This is a genomic window from Butyrivibrio sp. XB500-5, from assembly GCF_003625505.1.
Lineage (GTDB): Bacteria > Bacillota > Clostridia > Lachnospirales > Lachnospiraceae > Butyrivibrio.
Map to the genome: position 1 here is coordinate 161,493 of NZ_RAIS01000006.1, position 14,941 is coordinate 176,433.

Consider the following 14,941-nt stretch of genomic DNA (forward strand, 5'->3'; position numbering starts at 1 on the left):
AGGAAAATGCCCTATAATGACATTTTCCTCTTTTGTTATTTCATCTAAACCAAAGAAGCTGATCAATCAACCTTAGGAAGTGTTGCAAAGCTCTTTGCAAGCTCTTCGTCTGTAGGGATATAGTCAGTCATATCTCCGTCATTGAACTTCTGATATGCAACCATATCGAAATATCCTGTACCTGTAAGACCAAAGAGAATTGTCTTCTCCTCTCCTGTCTCCTTGCACTTAAGAGCTTCATCGATAGCAGCTCTGATAGCATGGCTACTCTCGGGAGCGGGAAGGATACCCTCAACTCTTGCAAACTGCTGAGCTGCCTCGAATACAGATGTCTGCTCAACAGAAATAGCCTCCATGTAACCATCGTGATATAGCTGTGAAAGGATAGGGCTCATGCCGTGATATCTAAGTCCTCCGGCGTGGTTAGCTGAAGGAATGAAGTTACTTCCGAGTGTGTACATCTTAGCAAGAGGACATACCATTCCTGTATCACAGAAGTCGTATGCGAACTTACCTCTTGTAAAGCTGGGACAGCTTGCGGGCTCAACAGCAATGATCCTGTAGTCCTTCTCTCCTCTGAGCTTCTCGCCCATGAAAGGAGAAATAAGTCCGCCGAGGTTGGATCCGCCGCCTGCACATCCGATGATCACATCGGGAGTGATGTTGTACTTATCAAGTGCAGCCTTAGCCTCAAGACCGATAACTGTCTGATGAAGAAGTACCTGGTTAAGAACTGATCCAAGAACATATCTGTAGCCTTCTGTCTTAGTTGCAACCTCAACAGCTTCTGAGATAGCACATCCGAGTGAACCTGTTGTTCCGGGATGCTCAGCGTTGATCTTGCGTCCGATCTCTGTATCCATTGAAGGTGAAGGAGTTACGCTTGCGCCGTATGTGCGCATAACTTCTCTTCTGAAAGGCTTCTGCTCATATGAAACCTTAACCATGTATACTTTACAATCAATTCCAAGATAAGCTGATGCCATTGAAAGAGCTGTTCCCCACTGACCTGCACCGGTCTCTGTGGTAACACCCTTAAGGCCCTGCTTCTTGGCATAATATGCCTGAACAATAGCGGAGTTAAGCTTGTGGCTTCCGCTTGTGTTGTTTCCTTCAAATTTGTAATAAATCTTCGCGGGAGTTCCGAGTGCCTTCTCAAGACAGTACGCTCTTACAAGTGGTGAAGGTCTGTACATCTTGTAGAAATCCTGAACTTCCTGAGGGATATCAATGTAAGGAGTTGTATCATCAAGCTCCTGCTTGATAAGCTCATCGCAGAATACGGGACGAAGATCGTCAAAGCCCATAGGCTGAAGTGTTCCGGGATTAAGAAGCGGTGCGGGCTTATTTTTCATATCTGCCCTTACGTTGTACCACTGCTTGGGAATCTCGTCCTCAGATAAATAAATCTTATAAGGTATCTTATTATTTTCACTCATGGAATAATGCCCCCTGATTTTCACAATTTAATTCATTAAAGCACAAAAATACACGGTCTGTCAACCTCTCGCAGCCTTGATCGCATCAAGCAGATCTTCAGGAATAAACAGCTTTCCCATGCCGCTTCCCAAGTCGATCTTCGGTTTATTTTTACCATGGAAATCGGAGCCGCCGCTTATAAGAAGATCATACTTCTTCGCAAGGTCTTTTATCTGTCTCTCATCTCGTGAATCATACGTTGAATAAATGGCTTCTATTCCGATAAGTCCCGCATCCTTAAGCCTTGAAACAAGCGCTTCAAGCTTCTCATCACTAAGATGATACAAAATAGGATGTGCAAGAACCGGAACACCACCCGCATCAAGAATGTATCTTACGCCTGTTTCGGGATCTATCCTGTTCGGAGGAACAAAGCAGGGCTTACCCTCTCCGATATATCTGTCAAAGGCTTCCTGCCAACTTCCGACATAGCCTTTATCCAAAAGATATTTCGCAAAATGAGCTCTTGTTATAACAGCTCCCGGAAATTCTTTTTGAACGTCTTCATAGGTAAAATCAAAGCCTGCGATATTATGAAGATTCGCTGCAATCTCGACATTTCTTCTTTCGCGCACATCATGAAGCTCTTTTAACCTATTAAGAAAAGCCTCATCGTGATGATTGATATAAAGACCAACGATATGACAATCCTTGCCCTCATTTACGGTTGAGACTTCAACGCCCGGAATGACCTCAAGTCCGGGGCAATGCTTTTCCGCATAGCTTATAGCTTCATCAAGTCCCTTGACCGTGTCGTGGTCTGTAAGCGCGATCGCCGCCAAATCTTTTTTATATGCATAATCCATCAATTCCTTTACGGTAAAGGTTCCGTCTGAATTATTTGAATGTGTGTGTAGATCAATTGCTCTCATTTATATTGCCCCCAGTATATACTCCGCCAGTCCGTCGTGGTCGTTGTCTTCCTTGGTGATGACATCCGCACATGCCTTCACGTTATCCTTGCCGTTTATCATTGCGATTCCGCAGCCCGCAGCCTGCAACATCGATATATCATTTTCTTCATCACCCGCAGCATACGTATTCTCAATCGGGATTCCCAGATAATCAGAAAGGCGTTTTACAACACTTCCTTTTCCTGCTTCAGCAGGGAAGATCTCCAGATAATACGGATTGGAATAAAGAGTCGTGAGCACATCACCCGTCATCTTATGAAGAGCCTCTCTGAAACGCTCCTGTTTGTCATGGTCGTGAAGCTCAACCGATAAGAGCTTTGACGGAGGCGTCTTTACTTCTTTTAAGATATCATCAGTAATAATGAGAGGAGTCTTTATAACTCTTCTGTAGTATTTCATGCACTCGCCGTCATTTAATGAAACAAGGTGAGTCTCCGTGTAAGCATGGATATGAACATTATATTCTTTTGCCAGATCAAAGATAGGACGAATAAGTTCAAGCGGAACGCCTACCTTGTAGACGTATTCACCCTTGTCGACATCAAAGATCTCCGTTCCGTCGCTGCCACATAAAAAAGAGCCCTTAAAATTCAGCCCCAGGTCGGAAGCGACAGCTTTAGCGCTGTCAATTGCCCGCCCGGTATTGATGCAGAAATGATTTCCCGCATCCGTGAATTTTTTAAGGGCTTCCATGGTCTTTTCTGAGACCTGCTTACTACTCGTAAGCAAAGTCCCATCAAGATCAAAGAAAAATATTTTTTTAGCGGATATCCTCATATTAAAAAACTCCGATCATCAAGCCTCTACAATGAGATATCTGCCATCTCCTATGTCAAAAACCTCATCTGCATCAAGCACGTTGTCATCTTCCACGTCAACGCCTGTCTCTTCAAAGTATTCCATAACTTCATCGGGGCCGTCAACAACAACCGCCATGGAATCCTCCAGAAAAGCCTCAGCCTCTTCCATGTTCTCTGCTACATTTTCAGGAAAAAGCTGTCCCTGATTCTCAAGAAAACATTTCAAAACCGCTTCATCATACTCGTGCATACAAAACCTCCACTTATAACAAACTTCTTTTTTTCATTTCCCGGTAAAGCCTTGCTATAGGAAGTCCGACAACATTAAAGTAATCTCCTCTGATTCCGTTAATAAACTTTCCGAACTGTCCCTGGACGCCGTAAGCACCTGCTTTGTCGTCTGCTTCTCCCGTTTCGAGATAAGCAGCGATCTCTTCATCGGTCATTGATGTCACATATACGATAGTCTCTTCGGAAAACGTAAAGTGCTCTACTTTCCCGTCTTTTTGATAAAAAACGGTCACCCCTGTATAGACCGTGTGCTCGTTGCCTTGCATGGAAGATATCATTTTCCTTGCATCTTCTCTGTCCTTAGGCTTACCAAGTATCTTATAATTATATGATACGACTGTGTCGGCGCCTATTACAACAGGCTTTGCGCCATCTTCGGTAAAAATTTTGTGAAAAATTTCTGAAGCTTTCTTGAAAGACAATTCCTCGACAACTTCAAACGGTCTGACCTTTGTCGTGGACTCATCTCCCACAGCCGGTATAATCTCAAATTCTTTTATTAGTTTTGAAAGGAGCTCCTTTCTTCGGGGTGAACCCGATGCCAAAACATAACGCATTACAAATAAATCCTCTTTCCTTTTTTTGTTTATTATAACATTCAAAATCTATTGTCCGGATTCATCTCAGGGACAAATACTCTTGAATTCTGTGTATTCAGCTCGCCGACAGCCTTCGAAGCCTCATCTCCGAAAATCTTCTGCGAGTTGATCTTTTTCGATCCTTCAGGCAAAACAGCCGACTGTTTAACGTACACTCCGTTCTCGTTCATTACGTGTGCCTTCTCGGTATCCTTAAGCTCGGTATCAAGAATGTGCCACAGCTTAGCTTTGAGCTTATCGTTTTCAACAGGGAACATGATCTCTACACGACGCTCCAAGTTACGAGGCATCCAGTCCGCACTGCTTGCATAGTACTCGGGACTTCCGCCGTTTTCAAAGTAAAAGATCCTGCTATGCTCAAGGAAGTTTCCGACAATGGATCTGACGGTTATGTTCTCCGAGATCTCCGGAATGCCTGCCTTAAGGCAGCATATACCTCTTACGATAAGATCGATCTTAACGCCCGCACAGCTTGCTCTGTAAAGCTCTGCGATAACCTCTTTGTGACAGATGGAATTCATCTTGGCGATGATCCTTGCAGGCTCACCTGAAAGAGCATGCCCTTCTTCTCTTTTAATAAGATCGATGATCCTGTCCTTAAGCCACAACGGAGCAAGTGATAGCTTGTTCCATGAAAGAGGCTCCGAATAACCCGAAAGCATATTAAACACAGCGGTCGCATCTTCGCCGTACGCAGGTGCGCAGGTAAAGAGTCCGACATCGGTATACTGCTTGGCCGTTGAATCATTGTAGTTACCTGTCGCAAGATGAACGTATCTCTTGATACCATCCTCCTCACGTCTTACTATGAGTGTGATCTTACAGTGAGTCTTAAGTCCCACTAGTCCGTAAATAACATGGCAGCCCGCTTTCTCAAGCATCTTGGCCCATACGATGTTATTTTCTTCATCAAATCTAGCCTTTAATTCAACAAGCACCGTAACCTGCTTGCCGTTATCTGCGGCCTTTGCAAGTGCGGCGATAATCGGTGAATTACCGCTTACTCTGTAAAGAGTCTGTTTGATTGCAAGGACATTGGGATCTACAGCCGCGTTCTCAACAAACTTAACGACATTCTCAAAGGTCTCGTAAGGATGATGCATAAGAATATCGCCCTTACTTATAACCTCAAATATATCCTCACCCTTGTCGAACTCGGGAACAGCCTGAGGTGCCTTGTAGCTGTGCTCTTTAAGCTCATCAAAACCTTCAAGCTTATAAACCTTCATAAGAAACGTAAGATCAAGAGGTCCGTTAACGGAGAATATCTCGCTGTCATCGACCTGTAGTTCTCTTGAAATAAACTTAAGCAGCTTTTTATCGATGCTCTTGTCCACTTCAAGTCTTATCGCCTGTCCCCACTGACGACGCTTGATCTGCTTCTCAATCTCTTTTAAAAGATCTTCCGCCTCATCCTCGTCTATCGAAAGATCGGCGTTTCTCTCAACTCTGTACGGCGCACTCGTAATTACATCGTAGTTAAGATAAAGCTTATCTACATACGCCATGATAAGCTGCTCCAAAAGAACAACTCTTCTTATTGTTTCATCTTCAAATTCCTGCGGAAGCTCAATTACTCTGGGAAGAACATCCGGAACCTGAACCGTTGCGAAATCGACATCATCTTTTCCCTCTTTCTTTTTCAAAAGAGATCCGATATTGAGCGTCTTATTTCTGATAAGCGGAAAAGGTCTCGATGAATCAACCGCCATCGGAGTAAGAACGGGATAAACAAACTCATCAAAATATCTGCTCAGATAATCCTTGTCATTATCGGAAAGATTCTTGGGATCACAGATATACAGCTCCTCTTTTCCAAGAAGCGGAATGAGCATGTCGTTGTAGATGTTGTACTGATGATCCACAAATCTGTGCAGATCTCTAAGTACCGCATCAAGCTGCTGTTTTGCAGTCATGCCCGCGATATCAAGCTTACTGTATTCGGCATTGATCATATCTTTAAGCGAAGCAACTCTTACCATAAAAAACTCATCGAGATTGCTCGCAGATATGCTAAGGAACTTAAGCCTTTCAAAAAGCGGATTTGAAGCATCTTCCGCCTCGGAAAGGACTCTCGAATTAAAGCTTATCCAGCTAAGTTCCCTGTTGATATAGAGCTTTGGATTTTCAAAATCAAATTCATTTAATTTTTTATGTCCGCCCTTTGCCATAGATTCCCTCTCATATTTACATCAATTTCTTTTGACGAATAACAGGTTTAAGTCCAAATACTTCTTCAAAGAAAGCCGCTCTGTTAAAAAAGAGTCCTTTCTCAAGTGTAATATCCGCAGATGTATCAACATTGATAATAAGGTTTCTGTCTTTAATGCTGACCGTAACGTCCCTGAATTTTTGCTTGTGTGTTCTGTCAAGTCCGTTCGCCACACGCATGATAGCGGTCAGCTTGGAAATCCTCAGATAGTCTTCTCTTGAAAGTCCGTCAAAGAATTCAGATCCGCTGTTATAATACTCAAACTCCTCGTGATTGAATCTAACAACATTGGCGACTATCGACCTCTCAATATGAGAAAGACCTATGATCTCGGTCGACATGATAATGTTGTAGGAACAATCGCCAAGATAAACAAGACTTATATATTTACCGCAGTCATGTAGCGTTGTCGCGATCTCTAAAAGAAGTCTGTCTCTGTCTGAAAGACCGTGGATCTCTTTTGTACTGTCAAAGATCGTAAGCGCGATCTTTTTAAGTGTCTCTCTTCTTGACTTACTTCCCATATATCTCTTTGAGATATTCTGAGCACAGGCTATGATGTCCTGCTCAAAATCATGCGGCGATCTGATATAGTCTTTTTTCTCCGCATATTCATATGCGATACCGTCGCAGAGCGTAATTCCGGGAGCCCAGAGATTCTCTGCCTTAGTAGCATCCAAAATACACTTTATAAGTGTACTTGCAACATGCAAAAGCGGAACGTTCTCTTCGGGAATCCCGAGCTTCTTGGCAACTTCGTAATCACTCATTTCATCCGCCACTTTGATGATCTTGTTAAATTCTTCCCTTGTGGCAAAGCCGTCTCCGTCATCACCTGATCTAACCTTTTGCATTATAGGAGAAACATAATCATCTATTATGATAAGATTCTCTATCTTTTTATCCTTAAGATGCATCTTGGCGAAAACGGAAAGTCTTGAATTAACCAGCTCCGAAACCAGCTCCGAGTATTTTAATCTTGAAGCGTGCACCTGCTCCATTGTCGTATGAAGCCTAAGCACACCTGTCATAAGGTTCTGAGTGGCAACCAAAGTATCTTTTTCAAAAAGAGATATCTGAATACTTCCGCCTCCGATATCAACTATCGCAGTCGGCTTCTCCAGTACTTTCTCAAACTTATCGTGCCTTAGAGCGATCGACTTATAATCAATAAAGCGCTGCTCCGAGTTACTTAAGACATCGATGTGAATTCCGGTCCTTTGCTCGATAAGATCTCGAACGATCAAAATATCCTTGGTCTCTCTTATCGCGCTCGTTCCGTATGCCTGATAATGTGAAGCCCCATACTCCTTCATTATCTTCTTATACTCCGAAAGGATCCTTATCATCTCATCGACATGAAGACTTGATATCCTGCCGGTTGCATAAGTCTCACTTCCGATATCCATACGATGTCTAATATGATCAAGCTCTCTTACGCCCTTCCTCTTGGAAAGCTCGAAGATCTTGAGTGCGATCTCGTATGAACCCACATCAATTGCAGCAAATACCTCACCCATCATAATCAATACCCTCTGTGAAAATCACGTAAAAACTTAAGCTGTCAGGTCTTCTTAGTAGTTACCCAGTATCCTGAGCATTCTCGCTTCTTCACGCAGCCCCCTAAGTGCATTCTTAACTGCACTGTCTGCCAGGTTACCGTCAAAATCAATAAAGAATCTGTACTCCCAATTTCTGTCCTCAATAGGCCTTGACTCAATCTTGGACATATTGAGATTGTTATAGATAAAATGTGACATAAGGTGGTACAACGAACCCGCCTCATGCGGAATCTCAAGGCATAAGCTTATCTTCTTGGCATCCTTAAGGAACACCTTCTGATTGGTAATGATGATAAACCTTGTTGAATTGGCATCGGCTGAATTGATGCCTTCTTCAATGATATCAAGCCCGTAAACCTTCGCAGCCCCCGCACTTGCGATAGCGGCCTGAGTTATGTCTTTGTCCTCAGAAACCTTCTTTGCTGCAAACGCATTGTTCTTCATACCGACCTGCTGTATATAGCTGTGATCCGAAAGAAATCTTGCGCTCTGCATAAGAGCCTGAGGGTGTGCATAAACCGTCTTGATATCGGAAAGCTTTGCACCGGGAACACCCAAAAGGCAATGCCTTATCTTTATGATCTGCTCGCCTATTATATAGTGCTCATACTCGGCAAGAAGATCGTAGATCTCGCTTACGATACCCGCTGTAGAATTCTCGATCGGAAGAACCGCATAATCGGCACTTCCCTCTTCCAAAAGAGCCATCGCATCCCTGAACGTGTCCACGGGAATGCTGTTAACATCTTCACCGAAGAACTGTTTCATGGCTTCTTCGGAGTATGATCCTGCCGCTCCCTGGAAGCAAACCCTTGCATTCTTTTTATCTATAGAATCAATCTTTATAAAAGGAAGCTGACCTGAAGCCCCCGCCTCGGCAAGCTTTTGATACTGAAGCTTCCTACTCATGGACATAAGCTGTGAAAAGAGCTCCACAAGTCCCGTTCTGTTAAAATCAGATTTTGCAAGCTTTTTAATCTCTGTTAATTTCTCATCTTCTCTTTGCTTGTCAAAAACTTTTTTGCCCGTATTTATCTTAAAATCGGCCACTCGGGATGCTATATCCATCCTTTTTTCATACAATTCAACTATCTGTTTGTCGACCGCATCAATTTCTGTGCGCAGATCTTTTAAATCCATTTCGTCCTCCGAAAACCTTATTATCTATTTGAATTTTAGAACAAATACAGCTTGATAGCAAGAAATAACGCGCCTATAATAATTATGAGGATAAACATTGAGGGGAAAGATATGAAATTAAAAACTGTATTGTTCACAATATTGACAACGCTTATACTTGTCGGTATCCTGCTAGTTTATATTTCGGAACAACGGGTTACGATGTCACCGACCGATCGAGGAAACAGCGCCGGCAATCTTCATAATTCCGGCCTCTTTTTTGAAATGGACGGTAAGGTTTATTTCTCCAATCCCAACGACAGTAACTGTCTCTATTCTATGAATGTCGACGAATCAAAGCCCAAACGTCTTACAAGTATGGGCGTCAAATATATCAGCGGAGCAAAAGAGTTTTTATATTTCTATATGGATTCGACCAAAGTGTCGGGCAGAGTTAAGGGACTCGGAACCGCGACCAATCAGTTCGGTATCTACAGATGCCGGACCTCCGGACGCAGCCAGACATGCCTTCTTCGTGATTTCTGCGGTGAAGTTCAGCTTTGCGGTGAATACCTGTATTATCAGGTTAAGCCAAACGGCGGCTCTCTCCATAAGATACGCGTCGATCAGACCAATTCGTCTCTTGTTTCAACGGAGTATGTATCTCCCGTTTGCTATGAGAGCGGCGTTATCTACTACACAGGAGTAACAAACGACCACAATATCCATGCGCTCTATACCAACGCAGGCGATTCAATTTCTCCTGTTATATATGGCAATTACTTCTTCCCTGTTGTTCAGGGCGGTTATATATACTATCTTAACGGCGACGACAATTACTCAATCTATAGAACAAGTCTTCTTAACGGTGAGCAGAACAAGATCACGATGGACAGAGTCGATTGCTTTACTATGGATGACAACTATATTTACTATTCAACCTCTGCTTCCGGCCGCGAAGCCCTTAAGCGCTGCGACCTTACCGGAAGCGGCACGGTTACAATGTTTAACGGCGTGACCAACAGTCTCAATGTCACATCAAAATATATCTATTTTAAGGTTTACGGAAACGACGAAGTGATGTACCATATACCTTTGGATGGATCAGCTCCTGCATCCATTTTTGATGTGAAAGTAAAATAAATATAATTTTATAACGAGGAGAGTGTATGAACAACATGCGACACATGATGAATCCGTTGGATTTCACGGTGGATGAACTCGAGGCGCTCTTCGATGTTGCCAATGACATCGAAAACAACATGGAAGCCTACTCACATAAGTGTGACGGCAAGATCCTTGCAACTTGCTTCTATGAGCCCAGTACCAGAACAAGACTAAGTTTTGAAACAGCTATGTTAAGACTTGGAGGAAAGACGCTCGGCTTTGCCGATGCAGGCAGTTCCTCAGCAGCAAAAGGCGAAAGTGTCGCTGATACTATTCGTGTTATTTCCTGTTTCGCAGATATATGCGCAATGCGTCACCCCAAGGAAGGCGCTCCTATGGTGGCAGCATCCAAATCTTCTATCCCGGTTATCAACGCCGGCGACGGTGGTCATCAACATCCCACACAGACACTTACAGATCTTTTAACCATCAGATCTTTATACGGTAAACTCGGTGACTTTACGATTGGTCTTTGCGGAGACCTCAAATTCGGTCGTACGGTCCACTCTCTTATCAATGCTCTTACAAGATACGAGGGAATCCACTTCGTATTCGTTTCTCCCAAAGAGCTCCGTGTTCCCGATTACATTACAGAAATGCTCGATTCCAAGGGCATCACATACGAAGAAGTAATTAAACTCGAAGAAGTCATCGGAAAGCTCGATTTCCTCTACATGACCAGAGTTCAGAAAGAACGTTTCTTCAACGAAGAAGACTACATTCGCTTGAAGAACTTCTATATACTCGACAAAGCAAAGATGGAGCTTGCAAAAGAAAAAATGTTTATCCTCCACCCGCTTCCGAGAGTTAACGAGATCTCAGTCGAGATCGACAGCGACCCAAGAGCCGCATACTTTAAGCAGGTTCAATACGGATTATACGTAAGAATGGCGCTTATCCTGACACTCCTTGATATGACAGATGCTCATATGAATGAAGGGCTACTCAGAAAATTTTAATCAAACAGAAAGAGGTATTTCATGTTAAATATCGGTAAAATTGAAGAAGGATTCGTTCTCGATCACATCCAAGCCGGAAAAGGAATGCAGATCTATCGTCATCTCGGACTTGATAAGCTCGATTCCACTGTCGCCATAATCAAGAACGCCAAGAGTAAGGTTATGGGCAAAAAAGACATCTTAAAGGTCGAATGCGACATAGATACTCTTAACCTCGACATACTCGCCTTCATAGACCACAACATCACAGTAAATGTTATCAAGGCAGGTGAGATCATAGAAAAAAGAGCTCTCGTACTTCCCAAAGAGATCCACGGAGTGCTCAGATGCCACAACCCAAGATGTATCTCTTCCATTGAGCAGGAGCTTCCTCAGATCTTCTATCTTGCGGATGAAAAGAACGAAGTTTACAGATGCAAATACTGCGACGAGAAGTATTCCGACGGCGACGCAGTAAAGAAATGATATGATAAAGCAATAATAATACGAGCCGATCACATGAGTGGTCGGCTCGTTTATTAAATGCGATCATTCGCGGTTATTTACTTAATGTATCCGTTTTGGCGATTGTAGATATCGTCCGTGTGTTTCTCACGGCGTCTCTCTTCGCTTCTTAAAAGCTCCTGCATATACGGATTGTCATTGGCTCCCGATACGGAGATCGGTCTTGTCTCACTGTTAAGGTAAATATCTTTCGAAGAGTTTCCAAACATATCAGATACCTCCTTAAAAATAAGTATTCAGGAAAAGAAATCCGCATAAATGAAGGAAAGCAATTATTCGTTCATCTATGCGGATGTTATATCATCATATTATCAATATCCAAATTCCTGAGCCCAGAACCAGTTGCCGCTAGAATCCTGTGCGATTGCGATTCCTACTGTCTTGAAACCACCGTCCATCATGTTGGCTGCATGTGTAGGTGAATTCATCCAAGCTACGAATACGCTGTCAGCTGACTGATAAAGCTTAGCAAGATTCTCACCGTACTGAACACTGCTGTCTACTGTCCAGAATTCCGATCCGTCAGGTCTTGTGTGTGAGAATATTGTGATGATCTCATTGGCACGAACCTGAGCCGCGTTGGTAAGCTGATCGCTCCAAGCAAGAGCCGGTAAACCTTGAGCTGTTCTCTGCTGATTTATTAAGTTGTAAACTGCAGAGCACGCATCGATACAAGCCTGGCTGGAAGCTGCACTTCCTGCAAGAGCTAAATTGTTCTCATCGATTATGTACTCTCCGGCTGCCAGTTCCTCGGTTCTCTTTACAGCTTCATCATCAACGGCTCCGATCTTAGCTGAGCCACAAGCTGTAAATGTGAACGTAAGAACACCGGCCATCAGTATTGCTACTATCTTGCCAAATCTGTTCATCGTCTCACTTCTCCCTGTGATCATTCATGGAAATAGATATCCATATTCCTAAAATAATGCTAATCCATTAGCGAAATTGAATCAATTAGGATATTTAAATTTTTTCGCATTTTTAAGCTCTTTATTTCAAAGCTAATATTAATCTTTGAAATTTTTTTCCAAAGCTTGATTCGAACACTTGTGCGATATATAATACAAATATGGAGAAATCAAGGGCTTATGACTATGACAACTTCATATTTCACGTTGATGTCAACTCCGCATTCCTCTCATGGTCCGCGGTTAAAAAGCTGCGCGAAGAACCCGGGAGCATTGACCTTAGAACCATCCCTTCCGCTGTCGGCGGAGATGTTAAGACAAGACATGGTATCATCACAGCCAAGTCAATCCCTGCCAAAAAATACGGAATAGTTACGGGTGAACCTGTTGTCAAGGCACTCCAGAAGTGTCCCAACCTTGTTATGGTCAGCTCTGACTTTAATTTCTACAGAGAATGCTCTCATGCTTTTATTGAGATACTTCATAAATATGCCCCTGTAGTTGCGCAAGTATCTATAGATGAAGCTTATATGGATATGACAGGAACAAGATCGATGTACAAGGATCTTGAAACTCCTGACTGCCCTTTTCCCATCTGTGTTGCCCGGAAGATCAAAGATGAGATACGTGATACTTTAGGGTTTACGGTTAATGTGGGAATTTCAGACAATAAGCTACTTGCCAAAATGGCAAGTGATTTTACCAAGCCCGATAAGATACATACTCTTTTCCCGGATGAAATTGAAGAGAAAATGTGGCCGCTTCCAATCGGTGACCTGTACGGATGCGGAGGTTCTACGGCAAGCAGACTGATTAGCCTTGGGATTCGCACAATAGGTGATGCCGCCAATTCAGACTATGAGATGCTTACCGGCATACTTGGAGAGAACGCGGGAAGCTACATATACGCAAGTGCCAACGGTATTGGAAGTTCACATGTTTCCGATTCCTATGAAGAAGCCAAGAGTTATTCCAACGAGACCACGTTATCAACGGATCTTAACGCAGATAATTATGATAAAGATATAGTTCCCGTCCTTAAATATCTGTCAGAGAAGGTTTCATCAAGACTTCGAAAAGATGAAGTTTTCGGAAGAACAATAACCCTGTCTGTCAAAACAGGTAATTTCAAAAGGCATTCATCTCAGATGCAGCTTGATAATTCTACATCCGATGCCGCTGAAATATATAAATATTCCAAATATCTAGCAGATAAGCTCCTTCTGGGAGAAGAAGGACTGTTTATATACGGCGAAGTCGTTCGCCTTGTCGGCGTCGGAGTAAGTAAACTCGACGACGGCTCTTACAGACAGATGAGCCTTTTCGATGAAGCTTTCTCCACCGATGATAAGACCAAGAAGCTTGGCAAGATGGCCGACGAGCTTGCAGATAAATTCGGTAAAAATACTGTTATTAAAGGCAGTCTGCTTAAATAATCATTTTCATTGCTTCTTCCATATCCTTAGGAAGCGGAGCTTCAAATGCAAGCTTTTCTCCCGTTATCGGCTGATCGAATTCCAAATGAGCTGCATGGAGCGCCGCTCTCGTCAGTCCGTAATTCTCCGAAATTTCTTTTCCATAGAAGTTATCTCCAAGAAGCGGATGACCCAGATACGCCATATGAACTCTTATCTGATGAGTCCTTCCCGTGTCGAGGCGGAGCCTTACAAGGCTGCAATTCTTGAATGCTTTAATAACCTTATAATGGGTTATCGCTTTTTTACCGTCTTCTCTTACTTCCCTTATCATTCTCTGACCGGGAATTCTCTCAATGGGAGCATCCACGGTTCCTTCAGAATTATCAAAGATACCGCTGCAAAGAGCCAGATACTCTTTTCTCTTGGACATATTCTGTCCCTGCTTGGATAAAAGCGCCGCGCTGTGCCTGTTTTTGGCAAAAATAATAAGCCCGGATGTCTCTCTGTCGAGCCTTCCGATAACACGCATCACATGCATGTCTCCTCGCCTTTGGTAAAAACCTGCAAGAGCATTGCTCAGCGAGTCCGTGTAGTGCGCATAAGAAGGATGGACGACCATATCTCCGGGCTTATTTAAAAGTATCAGATCCTCATCTTCATATACGATATCAACCGGAATCTCTGAAGGAACTATCTCGGAGCTGTTCTCCATATCTTCATAGATCCTTACGACAAGCGTCTGTCCGGGGCTAAGCTCAGTGATGATCCTGATCCCTTTTCCGTCCAACATAACGCCGTCCTCAAAGCTCTTACACCTTGAGACCTCTCTGCTTGAAAGAGAAAGCTTCTGCCGCATGATATCACCGGCAGTAATATTCCCATCAGCTTCCGTTACCGTATATTCAATCTGTCTGAAATTATCATTCATATTATGATTACAGTTTATTGTCCTTTGTGATCGCATTTACCGCAGGAACAACCACCGGGACAGGAAGCACAGCCTCCGCCC

At 43.2% G+C, this 14,941-nt stretch carries 15 protein-coding genes; 4 read left to right on the forward strand and 11 right to left on the reverse strand.

Features of this window, described 5'->3' with window-relative positions; genetic code table 11:
* Positions 1 to 62 precede the first annotated feature (62 nt).
* Genes D6856_RS11715 through pheA form a run of 8 tightly spaced genes read right to left on the reverse strand, consistent with a single transcriptional unit; the run spans position 63 to position 8,997 of the window.
* Positions 63 to 1,439: a TrpB-like pyridoxal phosphate-dependent enzyme gene (locus D6856_RS11715; protein WP_120687030.1), complete on the reverse strand. Its 1,377-nt coding sequence runs from the start codon at positions 1,437 to 1,439 to the stop codon at positions 63 to 65.
* A gap of 60 nt (positions 1,440 to 1,499) precedes the next feature.
* Positions 1,500 to 2,351, reverse strand: a complete 852-nt coding sequence (locus D6856_RS11720) for a PHP domain-containing protein (RefSeq protein WP_120687031.1) — start codon at positions 2,349 to 2,351, stop codon at positions 1,500 to 1,502.
* Positions 2,352 to 3,170: a Cof-type HAD-IIB family hydrolase gene (locus D6856_RS11725; RefSeq protein ID WP_120687032.1), complete on the reverse strand. Its 819-nt coding sequence runs from the start codon at positions 3,168 to 3,170 to the stop codon at positions 2,352 to 2,354. It abuts the gene before it with no gap.
* 18 nt (positions 3,171 to 3,188) lie between these two features.
* Positions 3,189 to 3,443, reverse strand: coding sequence for a glyoxalase (locus D6856_RS11730; RefSeq protein ID WP_092243098.1), 255 nt, complete (start codon positions 3,441 to 3,443; stop codon positions 3,189 to 3,191).
* Positions 3,444 to 3,456: 13 nt separating this feature from the next.
* A complete protein-coding gene (locus D6856_RS11735) occupies positions 3,457 to 4,041 on the reverse strand; it encodes a Maf family protein (RefSeq protein WP_120687033.1) in 585 nt (194 codons plus the stop codon).
* A gap of 41 nt (positions 4,042 to 4,082) precedes the next feature.
* Positions 4,083 to 6,254 (reverse strand): RNA degradosome polyphosphate kinase, encoded by a 2,172-nt coding sequence (locus D6856_RS11740; protein ID WP_120687034.1) that lies wholly within the window; start codon positions 6,252 to 6,254, stop codon positions 4,083 to 4,085.
* A gap of 16 nt (positions 6,255 to 6,270) precedes the next feature.
* Complete coding sequence (locus D6856_RS11745) at positions 6,271 to 7,818, reverse strand: Ppx/GppA phosphatase family protein (protein ID WP_120687035.1); 1,548 nt, start codon at positions 7,816 to 7,818, stop codon at positions 6,271 to 6,273.
* 51 nt (positions 7,819 to 7,869) lie between these two features.
* A complete protein-coding gene (gene pheA / locus D6856_RS11750) occupies positions 7,870 to 8,997 on the reverse strand; it encodes a prephenate dehydratase (RefSeq protein ID WP_120687036.1) in 1,128 nt (375 codons plus the stop codon).
* A 111-nt stretch (positions 8,998 to 9,108) separates the two neighbouring features.
* On the opposite strand from pheA, the gene D6856_RS11755 reads away from it, so the two are divergent.
* From D6856_RS11755 to D6856_RS11765, 3 genes are read left to right on the forward strand one after another with little or no spacing between them, the layout of a single operon-like run.
* Entirely contained in the window at positions 9,109 to 10,119 is a 1,011-nt protein-coding gene (locus tag D6856_RS11755; protein ID WP_158588925.1) for a DUF5050 domain-containing protein, read from the forward strand.
* A 35-nt stretch (positions 10,120 to 10,154) separates the two neighbouring features.
* Positions 10,155 to 11,102: an aspartate carbamoyltransferase gene (gene pyrB, locus D6856_RS11760; RefSeq protein ID WP_092243273.1), complete on the forward strand. Its 948-nt coding sequence runs from the start codon at positions 10,155 to 10,157 to the stop codon at positions 11,100 to 11,102.
* Positions 11,103 to 11,123: 21 nt separating this feature from the next.
* Positions 11,124 to 11,567, forward strand: coding sequence for an aspartate carbamoyltransferase regulatory subunit (locus D6856_RS11765; protein WP_092243112.1), 444 nt, complete (start codon positions 11,124 to 11,126; stop codon positions 11,565 to 11,567).
* A 77-nt stretch (positions 11,568 to 11,644) separates the two neighbouring features.
* Here D6856_RS11765 and D6856_RS15210 read toward each other — a convergent pair whose 3' ends face one another.
* Positions 11,645 to 11,815 (reverse strand): hypothetical protein, encoded by a 171-nt coding sequence (locus D6856_RS15210; RefSeq protein ID WP_158588926.1) that lies wholly within the window; start codon positions 11,813 to 11,815, stop codon positions 11,645 to 11,647.
* Between the two features lie 102 nt (positions 11,816 to 11,917).
* Positions 11,918 to 12,475 (reverse strand): CAP domain-containing protein, encoded by a 558-nt coding sequence (locus D6856_RS11770; RefSeq protein ID WP_243114084.1) that lies wholly within the window; start codon positions 12,473 to 12,475, stop codon positions 11,918 to 11,920.
* 200 nt (positions 12,476 to 12,675) lie between these two features.
* On the opposite strand from D6856_RS11770, the gene D6856_RS11775 reads away from it, so the two are divergent.
* Entirely contained in the window at positions 12,676 to 13,950 is a 1,275-nt protein-coding gene (locus tag D6856_RS11775) for a DNA polymerase Y family protein (RefSeq protein ID WP_120687039.1), read from the forward strand.
* Here D6856_RS11775 and D6856_RS11780 read toward each other — a convergent pair.
* On the reverse strand, positions 13,943 to 14,860 hold the full coding sequence (locus D6856_RS11780; RefSeq protein WP_158588927.1) for an RluA family pseudouridine synthase: 918 nt from the start codon (positions 14,858 to 14,860) through the stop codon (positions 13,943 to 13,945). The genes D6856_RS11775 and D6856_RS11780 overlap by 8 nt on opposite strands.
* Positions 14,861 to 14,941 lie beyond the last annotated feature (81 nt).

Bases quoted from the DNA above. Each gene is read 5' to 3' on its own strand.
- D6856_RS11715 (WP_120687030.1), bottom strand. From the start codon at position 1,439: ATGAGTGAAAATAATAAGATACCTTATAAGATTTATTTATCTGAGGAC.
- D6856_RS11720 (WP_120687031.1), bottom strand. From the start codon at position 2,351: ATGAGAGCAATTGATCTACACACACATTCAAATAATTCAGACGGAACC.
- D6856_RS11725 (WP_120687032.1), bottom strand. From the start codon at position 3,170: ATGAGGATATCCGCTAAAAAAATATTTTTCTTTGATCTTGATGGGACT.
- D6856_RS11730 (WP_092243098.1), bottom strand. From the start codon at position 3,443: ATGCACGAGTATGATGAAGCGGTTTTGAAATGTTTTCTTGAGAATCAG.
- D6856_RS11735 (WP_120687033.1), bottom strand. From the start codon at position 4,041: ATGCGTTATGTTTTGGCATCGGGTTCACCCCGAAGAAAGGAGCTCCTT.
- D6856_RS11740 (WP_120687034.1), bottom strand. From the start codon at position 6,254: ATGGCAAAGGGCGGACATAAAAAATTAAATGAATTTGATTTTGAAAAT.
- D6856_RS11745 (WP_120687035.1), bottom strand. From the start codon at position 7,818: ATGATGGGTGAGGTATTTGCTGCAATTGATGTGGGTTCATACGAGATC.
- pheA (WP_120687036.1), bottom strand. From the start codon at position 8,997: ATGGATTTAAAAGATCTGCGCACAGAAATTGATGCGGTCGACAAACAG.
- D6856_RS11755 (WP_158588925.1), top strand. From the start codon at position 9,109: ATGAAATTAAAAACTGTATTGTTCACAATATTGACAACGCTTATACTT.
- pyrB (WP_092243273.1), top strand. From the start codon at position 10,155: ATGCGACACATGATGAATCCGTTGGATTTCACGGTGGATGAACTCGAG.
- D6856_RS11765 (WP_092243112.1), top strand. From the start codon at position 11,124: ATGTTAAATATCGGTAAAATTGAAGAAGGATTCGTTCTCGATCACATC.
- D6856_RS15210 (WP_158588926.1), bottom strand. From the start codon at position 11,815: ATGTTTGGAAACTCTTCGAAAGATATTTACCTTAACAGTGAGACAAGA.
- D6856_RS11770 (WP_243114084.1), bottom strand. From the start codon at position 12,475: ATGAACAGATTTGGCAAGATAGTAGCAATACTGATGGCCGGTGTTCTT.
- D6856_RS11775 (WP_120687039.1), top strand. From the start codon at position 12,676: ATGGAGAAATCAAGGGCTTATGACTATGACAACTTCATATTTCACGTT.
- D6856_RS11780 (WP_158588927.1), bottom strand. From the start codon at position 14,860: ATGAATGATAATTTCAGACAGATTGAATATACGGTAACGGAAGCTGAT.